General features: G+C 64.4%; 17 protein-coding genes. 8 read left to right on the top strand and 9 right to left on the bottom strand.

Going from position 1 to position 15,756, the window contains the following annotated elements; genetic code table 11:
- Window positions 1-25: 25 nt before the first annotated feature.
- Together ACQP2T_RS62140 and ACQP2T_RS62135 are read left to right on the top strand one after the other, a co-directional pair.
- The gene (locus tag ACQP2T_RS62140) at window positions 26-328 is read left to right on the top strand and encodes a putative quinol monooxygenase (RefSeq protein ID WP_433513953.1); all 303 of its coding nucleotides are present in this window, start codon (window positions 26-28) and stop codon (window positions 326-328) included.
- Between the two features lie 46 nt (window positions 329-374).
- Entirely contained in the window at window positions 375-1,127 is a 753-nt protein-coding gene (locus tag ACQP2T_RS62135; RefSeq protein ID WP_433513952.1) for an AraC family transcriptional regulator, read from the top strand.
- Window positions 1,128-1,187: 60 nt separating this feature from the next.
- Here the strand turns inward: ACQP2T_RS62135 and ACQP2T_RS62130 are convergent, their stop codons facing one another.
- Complete coding sequence (locus ACQP2T_RS62130; protein WP_433513951.1) at window positions 1,188-2,780, bottom strand: serine/threonine-protein kinase; 1,593 nt, start codon at window positions 2,778-2,780, stop codon at window positions 1,188-1,190.
- Between the two features lie 461 nt (window positions 2,781-3,241).
- On the opposite strand from ACQP2T_RS62130, the gene ACQP2T_RS62125 reads away from it, so the two are divergent.
- From ACQP2T_RS62125 to ACQP2T_RS62105, 5 genes are read left to right on the top strand one after another with little or no spacing between them, the layout of a single operon-like run.
- Window positions 3,242-3,400, top strand: a complete 159-nt coding sequence (locus tag ACQP2T_RS62125; RefSeq protein WP_433513950.1) for a hypothetical protein — start codon at window positions 3,242-3,244, stop codon at window positions 3,398-3,400.
- 25 nt (window positions 3,401-3,425) lie between these two features.
- Entirely contained in the window at window positions 3,426-3,572 is a 147-nt protein-coding gene (locus ACQP2T_RS62120; RefSeq protein WP_433513949.1) for a hypothetical protein, read from the top strand.
- Window positions 3,572-4,084: a TlpA family protein disulfide reductase gene (locus ACQP2T_RS62115; protein WP_433513948.1), complete on the top strand. Its 513-nt coding sequence runs from the start codon at window positions 3,572-3,574 to the stop codon at window positions 4,082-4,084. The genes ACQP2T_RS62120 and ACQP2T_RS62115 overlap by 1 nt, the downstream gene beginning before the upstream one ends.
- Complete coding sequence (locus ACQP2T_RS62110; RefSeq protein WP_433513947.1) at window positions 4,081-5,910, top strand: ABC transporter ATP-binding protein; 1,830 nt, start codon at window positions 4,081-4,083, stop codon at window positions 5,908-5,910. Before ACQP2T_RS62115 ends, ACQP2T_RS62110 begins: the two co-directional genes overlap by 4 nt.
- A complete protein-coding gene (locus tag ACQP2T_RS62105; protein WP_433513946.1) occupies window positions 5,907-6,404 on the top strand; it encodes a S26 family signal peptidase in 498 nt (165 codons plus the stop codon). Before ACQP2T_RS62110 ends, ACQP2T_RS62105 begins: the two co-directional genes overlap by 4 nt.
- 133 nt (window positions 6,405-6,537) lie before the next feature.
- Here ACQP2T_RS62105 and ACQP2T_RS62100 read toward each other — a convergent pair whose 3' ends face one another.
- The 7 genes from ACQP2T_RS62100 to ACQP2T_RS62070 form a co-directional block, all read right to left on the bottom strand.
- Entirely contained in the window at window positions 6,538-6,933 is a 396-nt protein-coding gene (locus ACQP2T_RS62100; protein WP_433513945.1) for a type II toxin-antitoxin system VapC family toxin, read from the bottom strand.
- Window positions 6,924-7,202: a FitA-like ribbon-helix-helix domain-containing protein gene (locus ACQP2T_RS62095; RefSeq protein ID WP_433513944.1), complete on the bottom strand. Its 279-nt coding sequence runs from the start codon at window positions 7,200-7,202 to the stop codon at window positions 6,924-6,926. The genes ACQP2T_RS62100 and ACQP2T_RS62095 overlap by 10 nt, the downstream gene beginning before the upstream one ends.
- Window positions 7,203-7,373: 171 nt before the next feature.
- The gene (locus ACQP2T_RS62090; protein WP_433513943.1) at window positions 7,374-8,123 is read right to left on the bottom strand and encodes a hypothetical protein; all 750 of its coding nucleotides are present in this window, start codon (window positions 8,121-8,123) and stop codon (window positions 7,374-7,376) included.
- A gap of 181 nt (window positions 8,124-8,304) precedes the next feature.
- Window positions 8,305-8,565 (bottom strand): hypothetical protein, encoded by a 261-nt coding sequence (locus tag ACQP2T_RS62085; protein WP_433513942.1) that lies wholly within the window; start codon window positions 8,563-8,565, stop codon window positions 8,305-8,307.
- 322 nt (window positions 8,566-8,887) lie between these two features.
- Complete coding sequence (locus tag ACQP2T_RS62080; RefSeq protein WP_433513941.1) at window positions 8,888-9,451, bottom strand: hypothetical protein; 564 nt, start codon at window positions 9,449-9,451, stop codon at window positions 8,888-8,890.
- Between the two features lie 335 nt (window positions 9,452-9,786).
- Window positions 9,787-10,815: a trypsin-like serine peptidase gene (locus tag ACQP2T_RS62075; RefSeq protein ID WP_433519997.1), complete on the bottom strand. Its 1,029-nt coding sequence runs from the start codon at window positions 10,813-10,815 to the stop codon at window positions 9,787-9,789.
- 696 nt (window positions 10,816-11,511) lie between these two features.
- Complete coding sequence (locus ACQP2T_RS62070; RefSeq protein ID WP_433513940.1) at window positions 11,512-12,027, bottom strand: hypothetical protein; 516 nt, start codon at window positions 12,025-12,027, stop codon at window positions 11,512-11,514.
- A 1,714-nt stretch (window positions 12,028-13,741) separates the two neighbouring features.
- Here ACQP2T_RS62070 and ACQP2T_RS62065 point away from each other — a divergent pair.
- Window positions 13,742-14,488, top strand: coding sequence for a DUF5131 family protein (locus tag ACQP2T_RS62065; protein ID WP_433513939.1), 747 nt, complete (start codon window positions 13,742-13,744; stop codon window positions 14,486-14,488).
- Here ACQP2T_RS62065 and ACQP2T_RS62060 read toward each other — a convergent pair.
- A complete protein-coding gene (locus tag ACQP2T_RS62060) occupies window positions 14,485-15,528 on the bottom strand; it encodes a three-Cys-motif partner protein TcmP (RefSeq protein WP_433513938.1) in 1,044 nt (347 codons plus the stop codon). The genes ACQP2T_RS62065 and ACQP2T_RS62060 overlap by 4 nt on opposite strands.
- Window positions 15,529-15,756 lie beyond the last annotated feature (228 nt).

Genomic DNA, 15,756 nt, shown 5'->3' with positions numbered 1-15,756 from the left:
GCCGCCCCCAAATCAGGAGGTCCTTGTGATCATTGCCATTGTCGACTTCGACACCGCCGCTGCTGACCGCGCGGCTGCCTTGGCCCAGCTCGACAGCGTACGCGAGGAGGTACGCGCGATGCCGGGAAACGTTGCCTATCAGGTGTACGCCTCCCGCGAGAACGAGACCCGAGTGACCATCATCCACGAGTGGGAGGACGCGGAGTCTTTTGCCGGCTACCAGAAGTCGGACTCCTTCGCCCGCTCTGGCAAGGCGATTCGCCCGATGATGACCGGATCGCCGGTGAGCCGGCGCTTCCACGCGGAGTTGCTGGAGACCGTCGCCTGACCGGCGTCCTGACGGTTCCCTACGATTGGTTCATGCGAGGCTGTGGATGACCCGGAAGGCGTACAGCTTCGTCCGTACATTCCCGCGGGAGCCCGCCCGCGAGCTCAAGGTGGACCGCCACTACCTGCTCTGCGCCTCGGCCGGTGCCCTCCGGCTCGAGGCGCAGGGCCAGTCGTGGCTCCTACCGCCGGCGCGGGCAGCCCTGATCGAGGCCGGCCAGCCGATACAGGTGAGCATCCCGCAGCCGGTCACGACCGCGTCGGTACTGTTCGACACCAGATTCACCCCGGCCCCGCCGGCACCGTTGACTGTATTCGACCTCAGCCCTCTGGCCCGCGCATTGGTGACCGAATGCGGCACTTGGGGCGAGAGCGACGAACCTCTAACCGCGTACGCCGAGACGCTTTTCACCGCACTCGCCGCAGTGACCTGGCGGCTCGCCGAGCAACCGAGCCCTGTCGTCGTGCCAGTGGGACGCTCACCGGAACTACGCCGTGCCCTGCGGCTGACCGAGCAGCGGCTCGGCGGCGAGATCCGCTTCGAGGAGGTGGCAGACGAGGTGGGCCTGGCGCCACGATCGCTGGCCCGTCGCTTCGAGGACGAGACGGGCATGACCTGGCGAGCGGTCCTGCGCCGGATGCGGGTGCTGCGCGCGGTCGAGGAACTGGCCGCGGGCGATACTCCGATCACGGAGATCGCATTCATGGTCGGCTACACCTCATTGTCGGCGTTCAACGCCGCGTTCCGGCAGCTGACCGCCCGTACACCCACGGAGTACCGAGCCAGCTTCCGGCCTTGAGCGGGGCGGGCCCGCGCCTCGTACGCCCGAATAGGACGCGCGAGCTCGCGTACGGCCAGGCTACGTGGCCGACTTCACCAGCCGGTAGACATACTTCGTCAGGTCCCGGCCACGCGGTCTCGCCACCGCCGGCGCAGGCGAACCCTTGGTCAGCATCTCGTAGGAGACCTCTACGAGCAGGTTGTCTTCGCGGAACATCGCGTGCGCGTACCCGTAGTCCTTGCCGGACGGGTTGGACAGGCACAGCTCATCCGCGTAGTCATCAAGCCGCATGGCGTTCTTGTAGAAGTCCGTGCGCTCCTCTTCGAAGGCCGCCGACGCGCTGGAATCGGTCGAGAACCGGAACAGCTTGACGACGACGTCGGCAGCCCAGGGGTGCTTGTACCAGTAGCCCTTCGTGCTCCAGCGACATCCGCGCGACTCCACGAGGTCGTCGAACTTCTCAACCGGCGTATCTTCCTCGCCGCCATCCATCTTGGGAATGATCTTTCTCGCCCGGGTAACCACCTTGGTACAGATGCCGGGCAGCACGGTGTAGCGCACGGCAGCCGTCGGCGACGGGCTCACCGTGGGCATCGGGGACGGGGTGACACTCGGCGTTGTGCGGGTTGCGGCCGGGGAGCCCGTCGTGCCCTGCTGTCGTCCGGCATTTCCATGGTCCTGGGAGATCAGGGAGGGAAGAACGACAACGACCACTGCGAGGAGGAGCGCCACGCCCGCCGCCCCCGCCGCCACCGCGGTCCTCCGCTTCCAGACCGCCCCGGACGGCGGGTCCAGGACCTCCGCAGGCAGCGCCTTCGTCCGCGCGCGACCATCGGGTGGCAGGACCTGCGTCGCGGTGGCGACCGCGCGCAGTCGCGTGCCGGCATCGGCCGCGTCGAGACGCACGCGGGCCTCACGCTCCAGCAGGCCGGCAATTGTCGGCGCCAACGCCCCCGCCCGCGTCATCGGCTCGGGGGCGCGGGTCAGGGCCGACACGAGCGCGGCCGCCACATTGTCGGCGGCGTACGCCGGCCGGCCCTCCACGGCGAAGTAGAGCGTGGCACCCAAAGACCACAGATCGGCCGCCGGACCAGGCTGAGAACCGTCCAGCCGTTCAGGGGCGATGTAGCCGACGGTACCGACGAGCGACGCGGTCACGGTCGCGGTGGCGTCGGCGACCAGCGCGATCCCGAAGTCGGTGAGCACCGCCCGGCCTTTGCCGTCCAGCAACACGTTCTGCGGCTTGACGTCCAGGTGCAGGACACCCTCGTCATGCGCCGCCGACAGCGCGTCGAGCACCTGGCTGCCGATCTCGGCCGCCCGCCGAGGATCCAGCGGCCCGTTGGTCCTGACCTCTTGGTCGAGCGAACGCCCGGCGATGAAACGCATGACGATCCACGGCCGGCCGTCCTCCTCCAGGACGTCATACACCCCCACGATGCCCGGATGCTCGAGGCGGGCGATCGCCCTGGCTTCGCGCATCGCCCGCGCCCGCAGTCTGGCCTGCTCCTCAGCGCTTAGGCCGGCGGCCGGCAGGTGGAGCTCCTTGACCGCGACCGTGCGCCGCAACTTCTGGTCGTATCCCCGCCAGACGGTGCCCATCCCGCCCGAGCCGACCGGCTCGCTCTCCAGCACGTATCGACCGTCGGCGAGGCTCCGTCGTTCGCTCACGGGTGCAGGGTCGTCAGCGTACATACCGGCTCGACCACGCTCATCTCCGCGAACGATCTCATACCCGCACAGAGTGTAGCGACGCAGGCCGGCGAACGGGGGTTTTAACTATCTTGATCACGATGGAGGCGGCGATCACGAGCATGGGCGATCGCCCGTGGTGTCGGCGAGTTGCTCCTCCCGCTCGTTTCGCGCCTGCTGAACGAGCTCCTCGGCCTGCCCTGGAGCGCTGTGCGTGCCGTCGTCACGCCCCACGAACCGGGCGGTCAGGTCGACGTTGCGGGAACGACAGGGGCCTTTCGGTCCATGTTCGGCGCCGATATCTCCTGGCCGAAATTATGGATACCTGTACCTCTTGATCATTATCTATGAAAATAATTTCGACCGTTGCGCCGTAATTCGGAAAACCGGATCATCGTGATCACCATCATCTCGCCCCGCAAGGCCAGAGAGGAGACATCATGCTCGGTCTCGTGGACCGCTTGCTGACCCGCGTCGCCCAAAAGGTGACCGTGGAGGCCGGCTGCAGCAACTACTACTACTGCTCGGGTGGAGTCAAATACCTCCGTCAGTGCTGCCTGGACCAGGGTTGCCAGACGGTCAAGGTCGGCAAATGCTAACGCGGTCGGAGTAGGCGTCCCGCGGGTGGCGGCCAGCCGTCGCCCGCACGTCCCGGCCTGGCGCGAACTCCTTCGCACGCCGGCGATGGCAGTCGTCGTGCTGGAGGCGCTGGTTCCGATCCTGATCGCCTCCTTCGACGACTTCGTCGATCTCTTCGCGAGGAACGCCTGATGCCTTACCTGACCGCCGCCGTCGTGCTCATCGGTCTGCTGTGTCTGTTAAATCTGCTACTCACCCTCAGCCTGATCCGCCGGTTGAGGCAGACGGGTGGGGGAGACGTCCAGCATGCCGGGCCTCCCATCGCGTTGCAGCCTGGCTCGTCTGTCGGCGAGTTCGCCGCTGTGACCGTCGAAGGCGAGCCGGTGTCCCAGGATACGGTCGCCGGGCTGGTCGGGTTCTTCTCCGCCGGCTGCGAACCTTGCCACAAGCTGCTTCCCCGCTTCACCGAGCATGCCCGCACCCTTGGACGGGAGAACGTGCTGGCGGTGGTCGCCGGGGACGACGTGGAGGCGGTCGAAGCGCTCGCGCCGGTGGCCCGGGTGATCGTGGAGGACTTCGACGGCCCGGTGGCAGGTGCGTTCCAGAACACGTGGACCCCGGCGCTCTACCTGCTCGGGTCCGATCACCGCGTCGTCGCCACGGGCGGACGCGTGGAGGACCTTTCCGTCGCATCGACGGCATGAGCGACCCGGGTACGAGCCGACGGGCCGGGATCCGGGACTTGGCCTCGTCCGCCGTGGAGGCCATGTCGCTGACCTGGCGGTCGGCACCAGGAGGGGTCACCGGCTACGCCTTTCTGACGCTAGCCGAGGCAGCGGCCCCGATCGCCACCGTATGGCTGACCAAATCGGTCATCGACCGGCTGACGACTCCCGACGGCGCGGTCGCGGGTCTCGCGCTCGGGTTGGCCGCGGCCGGTCTGGCCGCCGCCGCGCTCCCGGGGATCGGCCGCTATCTGCGCGCCCAGACCGGGCGCCTCGCGCGAGCCGAAGCGATCGACGGGCTGTTCGCGGCGGCCGAGCGGCAGGTCGGCCTCCGGCGTTTCGAGGATCCGGCGTTCCTCGACCGGCTACGTCTAGCCCAAGAGGGCGCCGGGGGCACCGGCGACCTCGTCAGTGGAGTCTGCGGAAGCCTGAACGGAGTCCTGTCCCTCATCGGCTTCGTGGGCTCCCTTCTGATCCTCAGCCCCGCCATGACCGCCCTGGTACTGCTGGCCGCCGTTCCGGCGCTCGTCGCCGAAGTGCTGCTGTCGCGGAGGCGGGCCACCATGCAGTGGGACATCGAGCAGATCCACCGCCGCGAGTTCTTCTACAGCCGGCTGCTCACCGGCGTCCAGGCCGCCACGGAGATCCGGTTGTTCGGCATCGGCGCGTTCCTTCGTGCACGGATGATGGCCGAGCGGCGCAGGGCCGACACCGCCGAAAGCCGGATGGACCGCCGGGAACTGGTCACTCAGGGCGGCCTGACCACGCTGAGCGCGGCGGTCGCGGGTGCCGGTCTGTGGTGGGCGATCACGGCCGCCCGCCAGGGCTCCCTCAGCGTCGGCGACGTCGCCATGTTCGTGGCGGCCGTCGGCGGGGTGCAGGCCGCGCTCAACACGCTCGTCTCCTCCATGGCGTCCGTCCACGAGGGGCTTCTCACCTTCTCGCACTACGTCGCGGTGATCAGGACCGAGCCGGACCTGGTGAGCGTGGACGAGGGTACGGCCCCCGCGCTGCGCCAGGGCATCGAACTGCGGGACGTCTGGTTCCGCTACAGCGACGACCATCCATGGGTGCTGCGCGGGGTCGATCTGACGATTCCGCACGGCCGTTCGGTCGCCCTCGTGGGATTGAACGGCGCCGGTAAGAGCACCCTCATCAGGTTGCTGTGCAGGATGTACGACCCGACCCGCGGCCAGATCCTGTGGGACGGCGTGGATCTGCGGGACATCCCGCCCGCCGATCTTCGCGAGCGGATCAGCGCCGTATTCCAGGACCACATGAATTACGACTTGTCCGCCGCCGAGAACATCGGACTCGGCGACCTGCCCGCCCTCGACGACCCGGCCCGGATCACGGAGGCGGGCGTCCGCGCGGGAGTGCACGAGACGCTCTCGCGGCTGCCGCGAGGCTACGACACGCTGCTCACCCGCATCTTCTTCTCCGAGGCCGACAAGGGCGATCCGGAGACGGGAGTGGTGCTGTCCGGCGGACAATGGCAACGCCTCGCGCTGGCCAGAGCCCTCGTCCGCGACGGCAGAGACCTGATGATCCTCGACGAGCCCAGCTCCGGCCTGGATCCGGAGGCCGAGCACGAGGTCCACACCAGCATCCGGGAGTATCGGGCGGGTCGCACGAGCCTGCTGATCTCCCACCGGCTCAGCGCCGTACGGGATGCCGACCTCATCGCCGTGCTCCACGACGGGCGGATCGCCGAACAGGGACCGCATGAGGCGCTGCTAGCCGCAGACGGACAGTACGCCCGCCTGTTCCGGCTCCAGGCCTCGGGATACCAGGAGGTGCGATGAAGGCAGGCAATCTGCTCCTGTCGGCATCCGGCTTGCTGACATTGGGAATGTCGCTGTGGTGGCTCCGCCGACAGTACCTGGTCGCCACTGTCAGCGGGCCCAGCATGGAACCCACCCTGCGTTCCGGCGACAGACTGCTGGTCCGCAAGACGAGGCGAGCCCGCGCCGGCCAGATCGTGGTCGTCAGGATCCCGAATCCTCCACCGCTGGACGGCCTGCCGCCGGGCATCGAACCCGGCGATGAGGACAAGGTGCCGGAGAGATTCGATCCTGGCTGGCATTTGCTCGTCAAGCGGGCGGTCGCGGTGGCCGGCGAACCGGTGCCGAAACAGGCGTTCCCGGCGCTACGCGACGTACCCGAGACTGTCGTTCCCGCTCGTGCCCTGGTCGTGCTGGGCGACAACGCCGACACCAGCTGGGATTCCCGGGAGTTCGGCTTCGTGCGGGGCGACCAGTTCATCGGTGTCATGATGCGCCGCCTGCCATCGCGTTGACCGCCCGCGGCTTCGTCCACGATCGCCGGCAGCTCGCCTGCTCAGGCTGTACCGGTCCGGCCTGCTCAGCGTCGTCACCGGCAGAAAACCCGCGCTCCCGTCCGGTCCGAGGGCATCGCCCGATCTTCGGGTGCTAGACCAGGCGAATGTCACAGTCGACGACCACCGGGAGGCTGACGAGCTTCGCATCACTGGTGAGCAAGGTGCAACCTTCAGCCTCGGCCAGCGCCACGTAGGCAGCGTCGTAAGCCTTGATGTTGTCACGCAGTTCCCAGATGCGAGGCAGGAGAGGCCGGATGTCCGCCAACTCGATCTCGGCTCGGGCGAGCGCCTCGAAGGCGCTTCGTCCACGCGTTTGGGTGATCAGTTCTTGCCTGACGAGGCGGGTGACGACGTGGGCGGCTTCGCTGGGCATGTGGGCAGGCGCGATCCAGGAGGGATCGGTCATGATGGCCTTGCGTGCGGGGCGGCCGGCCTCTCCGTCATCGGCCAGTGCGTTGATCATGACGGAGGCATCGATCACGAGCATGGGCAGTCCCCAGTGCTATCAGCGAGTTGCTGCTCCCGCTCGTTTCGTGCCTGGTGAACGAGTTCCGCGGCCTGCCCCGGGGCGCTGTGCATGCCGTCGTCACGTCCCTCGAACTGGGCGATGAGATCGAGGTTGTGGGAACGGCGGGCATCCGCCGCCAGGAGGCCCAGCATGTAGGCCTGCGCGGACTGCCCCTTGGCGCGGGCTCGGGCTGCGATCGCGTCGGCGATGTCGTCGGGAACATCGCGGATCTGCATGTTCCTAGGCATGCCTTCATTTTACATGCACAGGCTCCGTATGCTCCGGGATCTGTGCCAGCCCTGCGGTCGTACCGAGAGAAATCCAGCGCCGGGCGTACCTGGTGGCGATCATCGTCGTCTGCCGTCTACATGGCCGCCAGCGCGGCGGCCGCCCGCTCTTTGCGCCGACGACATGTGGGCTCACTCAGCCTCGACCGCGAGCTTCTTGGGAGGGGCGGTGATGTGCACAGGCGTTCCCCAGCCCCTGTAGAGGACGTTCATCCGCACGGTGTCAGCTCTCTGCTCCGCGCCATAGGGCTCGTACACGATCTCGGCTTGGAAACGCCTGGGCAGGTTATCCGGGCCCAACCAGAGCTTCCATGTGACGCGGCCTCCGTCCCAAAATCCTTCTCGCTCGCTGTAGTGGATGCCAGCCTGGCTCGAGCTAATGGAACCGACCTCCACCGTGCCGTCGTAGCGGGAAGTGCGGACGCCGTCGTAACGGTCCTTGGTGGGTGCCTTCTTGGCGCTAGCGGAGATCAGCTGCAGGAACTTCGGGTTAAGAGCGTCCACCAGGTTTTGTGACCAAAGGAAGCCTTCCGCATCCCGCCAGTGATTCCATTTCTTCCCCTTGGGCAGCGTGTCAAAGTAGGTTTGGGTATACGTATCGCGACCGAGATTTATCATGCGGAATGGCATCGAGTCTCCGTCGCCCACGGTGGAAGTCTCTGTGATGTCGCTGGCGGACACGCCTGCCTTCGCGAACCGGTGCTTGCCGTGGGTGACCGCCAGATGGGCGCCCGCGCCCAAGCCCTTGCGGGTCTTCTGGGAGAAAAGCACACCACTCTTTTCTGCATACTGGCCCCTTAGCGCGGATATCGCCTGAGCCAGCGAACTCCGAGTCTCTGCGCGTGCCGCGCCTGCCGGCGGCCACGCGAGCAGCAGGGTCACGACGCCTAGCAGCGCGCATAAGGTTCTCATGGGATCATCTTCGGCGACCGCTGATCTCGACCTTGTCACCGAGAGATTGCAGGCGCGACACCTGCCTAGGTCTCCCGCCAAATAGCCGCGGTCAGGGTACGGGCAAGCCACAAGGGCGGCGCGGACGAAAGACAACTCGGCCGGCTTCGTCTCATGCGGTGGCCGTCGGGGCGGCGGTCTCTCCATGATCTGAACTCGGCCTCGCGGTGCCGTCTGAGGTCGCTTCAGTGGTGGTGTAGAGGATCGCGCGGGCCTGTTCTGCGGCGCGGATGAGGCTCTCGCCGACGAAGTCGAGGTAGCGGGCGACGTTCTCGAGGCGGGTGGCGGCAGGGGTGCCACGGCCGAGGACGCCGACGCCCTGCCGGGCCAGGTCGACGACCTGGACGAGGGATCGGCCGCTGGCGATCGACATCCACGCCACCACCCCCCAACGGCGACATCACCGCCCGCAGTTGGTGACCCGCCGCCGCAAAAGGGGAGGAAGGGGCAGTGTTCCCGTCCCGCCAGGGACAAGCGGCTGGTCAGCGGGTACGTCGTAGCGGGGCGAGGTGAGCCGCGACCGTGGCGATGGCTACGTAGCGCATGGCGGTGTGGGGATTCTTGTGGTGGGTCCTGCCCACGATCAGCTGGAGCAGGACCTTGGCGTGGTCAAGGTGAGTGACGGCGCTGTGGCGCAGCTGGTGCAGGTCGAGGCCGGTGCATCGGTCACCAGCGGGCCAGCCGCGTCACCACGGTCAGCTGACAGAGGGGATGCCCACCTTGCCCGCGAACTCGGCGGTGAAGACGACCATGACGTCGTCGGTACCCAGGTAGTAGACGTCGGTTGGCGGCCATGCCGCCGGGCTCCCGGCGGCTATCCACACGGCCTTCTCCCGCGAGCACAACCTGATCGCGTCTGGCTTTCGGAGGTAGCTCTCAGGGTCTTGGGACCAGGCGATATCGACGCAGGTGAGCTTTCTGTCGACCAGGCTCGACCAGCGAGGATGATCGGTTACGTCCACCGCCGTCGACCCCCATGGCTCCCCGATCATCCGAAGGTGAGCGGTCATCGGCTCAGGGAAGACCTCAAGCCCGAAGTGGTCGAAGCTGCTGCCCCACACAGCCGAGAAACAAGCGCCATCGTCAGTGGACAGTTCCACTCCCATGGTGGGCTGGTGCCACGTCCCGAAGTCCCACTCTTCGACGTCGCAACCGTCCTCCCCGCCCATCAAGGGGTAGTAGACGACCCTCCGTATGCGCCTGCCTCGCAACATGGCAGCCGTACGTTCGTACTCCACCGCGGTCAGCAACGACGACACCGGTACAGCATCACCCAATGCAGACAACCCGCGCCATCGCCTTTCCGCTCAGGGGTGCTGGCCGTGGGCAACAGTCAGATGCGGGATGACCTTCGTGAACTGTCCACCGTAGGGCGGCGCTTCGGGCCACCGCTCCGCGAGGGCTTCGGTCAGCGCGCGAAACGGATGATCGCTCAAGTACCCAGCCCGGCTTGGCACCGCGATCGCCATGATGCCCTACGAGCGATCCGTGTCCGGCCGCTACCAGGCCCTCGCAGGTCTGAGGGGCCTGGTAGCCGTTCTGTCGGTTCACGCCGGTTGTGACGTCCCTCCTCAGGGTCGAATGCCGGGCCCGGTCAGCCGGGCAGGAGCGCGCCGCTCCATGAAGTCCCAGCGGCCTTGTAGACGGCGCTGGTCTCGCCGTCGAAGTACGGGGACAAGCTCATGTCGTAACGCAGATTGCCATCGGTATCGGCGACGCTGACCGTGATGCCGTTGAGGTAGCCCCTGCCGCTGCCCTTGTCATAGCTCAACAACCAGGAAGAGCCCAAGGACCCTTCACCGGTGAACGGGGAGTCGACGGCGGTGAATTCTTCGGCCTTCAAGCTTGGGACCATGGCAGCGGTTGTGCGGCCACTGGACGACTCGAGGGTCTCACCCGTGTAAGGGCGCCTGCCATCGGGGTTAGGGCCGGCCGGAAAGCCGAAGACATCGACCGAGGAATCCAGCGGCTGGCTCCAGGCCACACCCTGTCCGCCGGTGTTGTCGACCAGCCTTCCGAAGTTGGTCAATTCACCTGAGGTGGAGGAGACGACGCCGCCGTAGACGGTGACGAAGGCGTAGTCGCGGTCATAGTCCCGGTAGACGGGGAAGTCGTAATGGGTGAAGGCCTGCTTCCCGACGTAGAGCCCCCATGGCGCCGTGCCGTCGGCGTAATCGGGAACGAAGACCCACTTGTCGAGGGTGGTCTCAACGCGCTGGGTGTCGTACACGCACTGACCGGCCGTGGCGACGAGGTTGCGGTATTGCGACTGTACGGCGGCGCCCGTGCACCAGTGCGGCTGGCCGTCGGCAGCAACGAAGAACACCTTGCCCGAGGTGGTGGGCGCCTTGGCATTCGCTCCGCCGGAATTGAGCGGAGGCACCGGCGCGGTACTGCCGGGCTTGGTGTCAGGGGTGTTGCCGCCGGTGGAAAAGACCTCGTCGACGGCGGTCTGGATGTTGTACGGGGTGGCGTTCTTCAGGTTGGCGCCGCCATCGCCAAGCCAGAACGTCGCGACCTCGACGGCGGCCGCTTGAGAAGCGACCAGAGGATCGGTCCACACACTGTCGGCCTGGGCCGGCGCGGCCATCAGACTCGTGGCCAGCAGGCTAACGGCCAACACACCTAAAGTTCGCTTCACGTCGCATCTCCGGGGGTTCACTGGTTGGTCGATGACAGAAATTCGAACCTGTGCTCGATAGTGCGATTAGACGCTACATGACCGATTCGGACTGATCAACCGATTTATGGTCTGTCCGTAAACCCTGCGAGACGACAAAGCGTAGAGTCAACGGCCCTATTGGGGCGCAATGACATCCGCAAGGGGTCCTGACCGATATGCCAGCCTGGGAACACGAGTCCGGCATGGCGGCAGGTGAGGTGCGCCTCGCGTGGCAGCCGTCCAGATGAAGGACGCCGGCAACCGTATGGACGGCGCCCTCTGGGCTTCCCCTCAAGACCGACTGCGATCCCTGACGCCCACAGAAGATCAAAAAGGCCCTCTCCCCAAGAGCGGGGCGAGGGCCTCTCACGTGCGGAGGATCGGGGATTTGAACCCCGGATGGTGTTGCCACCAAACCGCATTAGCAGCTTGGATCTCGTACGTCCCGATCGGTTCAACCTGGACCACCTGGCCATGTGCGGCTGCATGGGACGGTGTTGTACGGGGTCGGATTGCAACTAGAACTGCAACTAGACCCCGTCCCAACATGCGTCATCAGGTTCGGCATGTGATCTGAAGCCCTGTCAATCGCACTCACTAGGAGCCCGGTGGTTTCCGAGACCGCAGGCTACATGCAGACCGCCAGGTGGTCGACGGTCACAAGGACATCCAACAGTAGAGCAGCTGGTCGTTTTCTCCCGCTCGACGTGCCAGGCCGACAAGATCCGTGATGAGGGACAGCGTGTACCCCGCGTCATCGTCGGTGAAGTTCGAGAACTCCTCGATGGCTGCCCATTGCTCTGCCAGCGTCGGCAGGCGTGCGTCGTCGACGGCGGCGAGCACGTCGCGCATGTGCACCGGCAGTTCCACGATGCCTGGGCCTTCCATATAAGGAGAGTCTTCCGGCAGGGCATCCCACTCCTCGGCACTTCGCGGGGCGCCCTCCGGGGGCGGGTACAAATCCACGGTCTCGACCAGGCCCACAGAGAAATCCACTTCGCTGGCAAACGCCACGAGCTGCCCCAGGATCACTTCAGGGTCGATCCATTTGGTCTCCACCACATCGAACTCCGGAACCCCGCGAGTTGCGTCGGCGATCACACGGGAATGCTCTGGCTGGACAGCCGCCGCGGCACGGTCCGCGGCACGGTAGTACTCATAGAAGATGCCCACGCAAGTGCTCCTGTCCTGATCTTTGCCAACATGGTCAACTTCTCGGCAGACGGACACGGTAGAGCATGTGACCGACATTTCCACGACTCGGTTCAGGTGAGTGCACTGTCCATAGCCAGCTGGTGGATTTCGGGCCGGGCCTCTGCGGCAAGCCGCGCGGGTGCGCCGCACGTCTGCCAGCAAGATTGGCGACGGTCACTTCACCGTGCGGACGCACGCACCTCTCCTGCCGGCCCTTACTGTCACCGTCGTTCCAGCCCGTCAGGGGAGAGTTCTCGGTCGGGTCGGCTTGTCCTGGGCGACGGCGACGGGAAGAGCCGGTCAGCCTCAGCTACTGACAACGCAATGCTTGTCACGATCATGTTCGAATCAGGTCGACGCCCCTGCGCGGTCCGTCCTGAGTCGCTCTTAGCGGCCTTGTCGTGCAACCCAGAAAGCCGGTGTTCGAGGGCGGAGACCGGAAGGTTGTACAACCTGCGTAGGCTCATCGCCTTAAGATCGAAGCAGGGAGCGTATTCGATGAGACTGTTCAAGACTCGTAAGTCGTCGTGCCACTGCCGGCCACAATGGCCTGGTCTTGTGACGGAAATGAACGGCTATACCATGCCGTGCTTACCGGACGATCGCGGCAGCTTGTTGACCTCACTCGGTGACCGATCGGCCTGGTGCGGCGAGTGTGGCGCGACCTACCCGGGCAACTTCGTCCTCGAACCAGATACGCCACCCCCGTTCGAGTGGGCGCGAGAGCCGAAGAACACGTTGTGCTCCTGTGAGCCGCGGTGGCCGCAACTGATGGTCATGGTGGACGGACAGTGGTACCTCGGCTACCCAGGTTCGAGCGGACAGCTCGTCGTTGACGGTGCGGCGGAAGAGGCCTTCTGCCGCAACTGCGGTGCCTACTTCCTGGGGGAGATGGTGGTCGACCTCGATGACAGATCACACCTTGTAGAGCCAGGGGAGATGTAGCTGGTGTGGGGCGTCACGTCGCACTTGCTCGGTGGGTCAGGCTTGAGAAATAAGGCTCTGGACCGTCCATCGCCTCAGTCCTTTCGGCGGATGCCCGCCGACGAGTGATCGTGAGCGCCGTCCCAACTGCCAACAGTTTTACCGCGCGTGACCGTTGCGGCTGAGATATAGCCTTCCACCTATGCCATGACCTTGCCTCATCACGATGCAAACCGTGATCATTTGCATGTATATGCACGGCGGGAAGTTGCGGCGGAACCCCGTCAGAGGGGCTGGCGCCCTCGGCTCGGCGGATTCGACCAGGACACTCGGCAGCGAGGGGTTTGGCCATGCTCAGCGGGGAATGTAAGTGCGACGCTCGCTAGCCAACCCGGTGCGCTAGGACTGAGGAACGAAGTCCCAGCGCGGCGATCGCCCCCGGCCCTCTACGCAGCCCAGCCACCACATGGCGATCGTAGGGCAGATGGATCTCCTGCCTAGACGACCAGTGATCGCAGGTCAAGCCAAGTATTGCGTGCGGTGGATGAGAACCCGGCCTACGGGCAGTGCCTGTAGGCAGAGGGCGAAACAGCAATGAGTATCCGAAACACGATGTCCTGCTTAACGCACTGCTCTAAGTTCGTCCTGGCCACCTCTGTTGCATCAGCAGTAGCGGCGAGGACTCCTAGAGGCCGAAGCGTGATGTAGTTGTTATCTTGATTTGTCGAAACTTTGTTTGAATGAGATATGGTCGTATCAAGGAGGAGCCATGGGGGACCGTAGCGCCATTGAGTGGACTGAGGCGACCTGGAACCCCACTACAGGGTGCGATCGGGTATCGCGAGGGTGCGATAACTGCTACGCCATGACGCTTGCTGCTCGGCTCAAAGCCATGGGGCAACCGCGCTATCAGCGCGATGGAAATCCTAAAACGAGCGGGCCGGGATTCGGACTCACTTGCCACCCTGAGGCCCTCTCGCTTCCGCTGTCCTGGAAAAGGCCTCGTCGAGTATTTGTGAACTCAATGAGCGATCTCTTCCACGCTCAAGTTCCGATCGAGTTTGTTCAGCAGATATTCGACGTTATGGCTGCAACGCCGCAGCATACCTATCAAGTCTTGACCAAGAGAGCGAAGCGGCTGAAGCGGATTGCATCGCGGCTTTCATGGCCGGATAACGTCTGGATCGGAACATCCATAGAAGATGCTGACGTTCTGGACCGTGTAGACGACCTCCGGATGGTTCCCGCGGCAGTGAGATTTCTTTCATGCGAACCGTTGTTGGGGCCTCTGAGTGACTTGTCGCTTGATGGCATTCATTGGGTGATCGTAGGCGGCGAAAGCGGTAAGAATGCCCGTCCCATGAGCGTTGATTGGGTGGAAGAGCTTCGCCTTAAATGTCAGCGGGCAGATGTCCCCTTCTTCTTCAAGCAATGGGGAGGGCGAACGCCTAAAGCCGGAGGGCGGCAATTGCAAGGGAGGACCTGGGACGACATGCCGCTAGTGGCAGCGAGCTAAGGGAAGTCTATCGTCACGCCATCGGTGAACTGTCGTTTGCCGGGCGGACGATTGACCTGGATCGCACCACTTTTCTCCAGCGGTCTTAGAACTGGCCGGATGTGTGTTTCGCGGTAGGGTGTCTCCAAGATGGCGTACCACTCGACTTCTGAGACGGTCACGCCCCGCCTACCTGTGAACCGTTGAAGAATCGCCTCGCTCAGGGGGCGTAGATCCGGTTCGAGGGTGAACAGCACATCTTGGCCAGCGAGCCTATCGGAGAATTGACAGCCAGATCCGGGGTCCACTTTCCACATGGCATCCTTCATGAGCTTAACGCCCAATTGGTGGCGAGTGCCGTGGAAGAGGTAGTAGCCGATGTTTCCAGTGTTGTTTGTCATTGCGAATGACTGCACGAAGTTGAAGCCGACTTGGTCGCGTAGCTGCCGTACGTATACTTCGCGCAGATGTTCAACCCGATCGGCATCTACCGTGTAGCTGTTAAGGACGTCCCGAACATCCATGCCAAAGAGGCCGCGCATGGCATTCTCCTGGCCGTCACGAGTAATGAATCTTTGCACATGCCCGACCATGAAATTGACGAAGATCTCTGTGCGCGGGTAGGCCAGGAGATCGGTCAGGAGGTTCATCGGAAGGCCGCTATAGCCGAAGGGATCGACGAAAGCGAATGTTGGAGCCAGATTCCGCTTCTGCTCTCGTAAGGCATCGATAATGCTCTCGGCGGCCTTGTCGAAGCGGTCGTTTTCGACATGCGTCTTAATGTTGCTCGGCCAAGGCGCGTATTGGGTTTTTAGAGAGTCGATCTCCTTTTGTAGGTTGGCGGCGTTGTCTGCATCGGCCTCTATAAAGAGAAAGGCAAACTCTCGATTCCGCATGTTCTTAAAGTGTCGATGTTCAATCAATCGCCGAAGCGAGATTAGGGGAGAGCCTTCACTGTCATCGTTGTAACGACCACGTCCGGCGAAGCCATCCAGGAACAGGATTCGACCGTTCCAACTGGAGAGGATGGGAAACCATCCATCGAGATAGCGGCTAAGCATCTGGTGCTTAGCCTTAGTGTGCGGGGGGCAGTCCCACTTTGAGGGGTCGGAGTCCTTTGGCACATCGCCTCCAACTGGTGAAATCTCTGCATACTGTCTCACGCTCAGTCGACGTTGAATAGCAGCGAGCCAACTTTGTCCACTTCGCTCGCATATGTCAACCGCGCGCGAGGGCAAATTTCGGACCGTCCGATAGTCGGCATCCGGTGGGATTTAGGCACAGAGGCT

Source organism: Nonomuraea sp. CA-143628, assembly GCF_050942315.1.
GTDB lineage: Bacteria > Actinomycetota > Actinomycetes > Streptosporangiales > Streptosporangiaceae > Nonomuraea.
The sequence above is the reverse complement of the archived record's forward strand: the minus strand, read 5'-3'. Positions and strand labels throughout refer to the sequence as shown.

Excerpts from the sequence above, each read along its gene's own strand:
- ACQP2T_RS62135 (WP_433513952.1), top strand. The coding sequence starts at position 375 with ATGACCCGGAAGGCGTACAGCTTCGTCCGTACATTCCCGCGGGAGCCC.
- ACQP2T_RS62125 (WP_433513950.1), top strand. The coding sequence starts at position 3,242 with ATGCTCGGTCTCGTGGACCGCTTGCTGACCCGCGTCGCCCAAAAGGTG.
- ACQP2T_RS62115 (WP_433513948.1), top strand. The coding sequence starts at position 3,572 with ATGCCTTACCTGACCGCCGCCGTCGTGCTCATCGGTCTGCTGTGTCTG.
- ACQP2T_RS62110 (WP_433513947.1), top strand. The coding sequence starts at position 4,081 with ATGAGCGACCCGGGTACGAGCCGACGGGCCGGGATCCGGGACTTGGCC.
- ACQP2T_RS62105 (WP_433513946.1), top strand. The coding sequence starts at position 5,907 with ATGAAGGCAGGCAATCTGCTCCTGTCGGCATCCGGCTTGCTGACATTG.
- ACQP2T_RS62100 (WP_433513945.1), bottom strand. The coding sequence starts at position 6,933 with ATGCTCGTGATCGATGCCTCCGTCATGATCAACGCACTGGCCGATGAC.
- ACQP2T_RS62095 (WP_433513944.1), bottom strand. The coding sequence starts at position 7,202 with ATGCCTAGGAACATGCAGATCCGCGATGTTCCCGACGACATCGCCGAC.
- ACQP2T_RS62085 (WP_433513942.1), bottom strand. The coding sequence starts at position 8,565 with ATGTCGATCGCCAGCGGCCGATCCCTCGTCCAGGTCGTCGACCTGGCC.
- ACQP2T_RS62065 (WP_433513939.1), top strand. The coding sequence starts at position 13,742 with ATGGGGGACCGTAGCGCCATTGAGTGGACTGAGGCGACCTGGAACCCC.
- ACQP2T_RS62060 (WP_433513938.1), bottom strand. The coding sequence starts at position 15,528 with ATGCTTAGCCGCTATCTCGATGGATGGTTTCCCATCCTCTCCAGTTGG.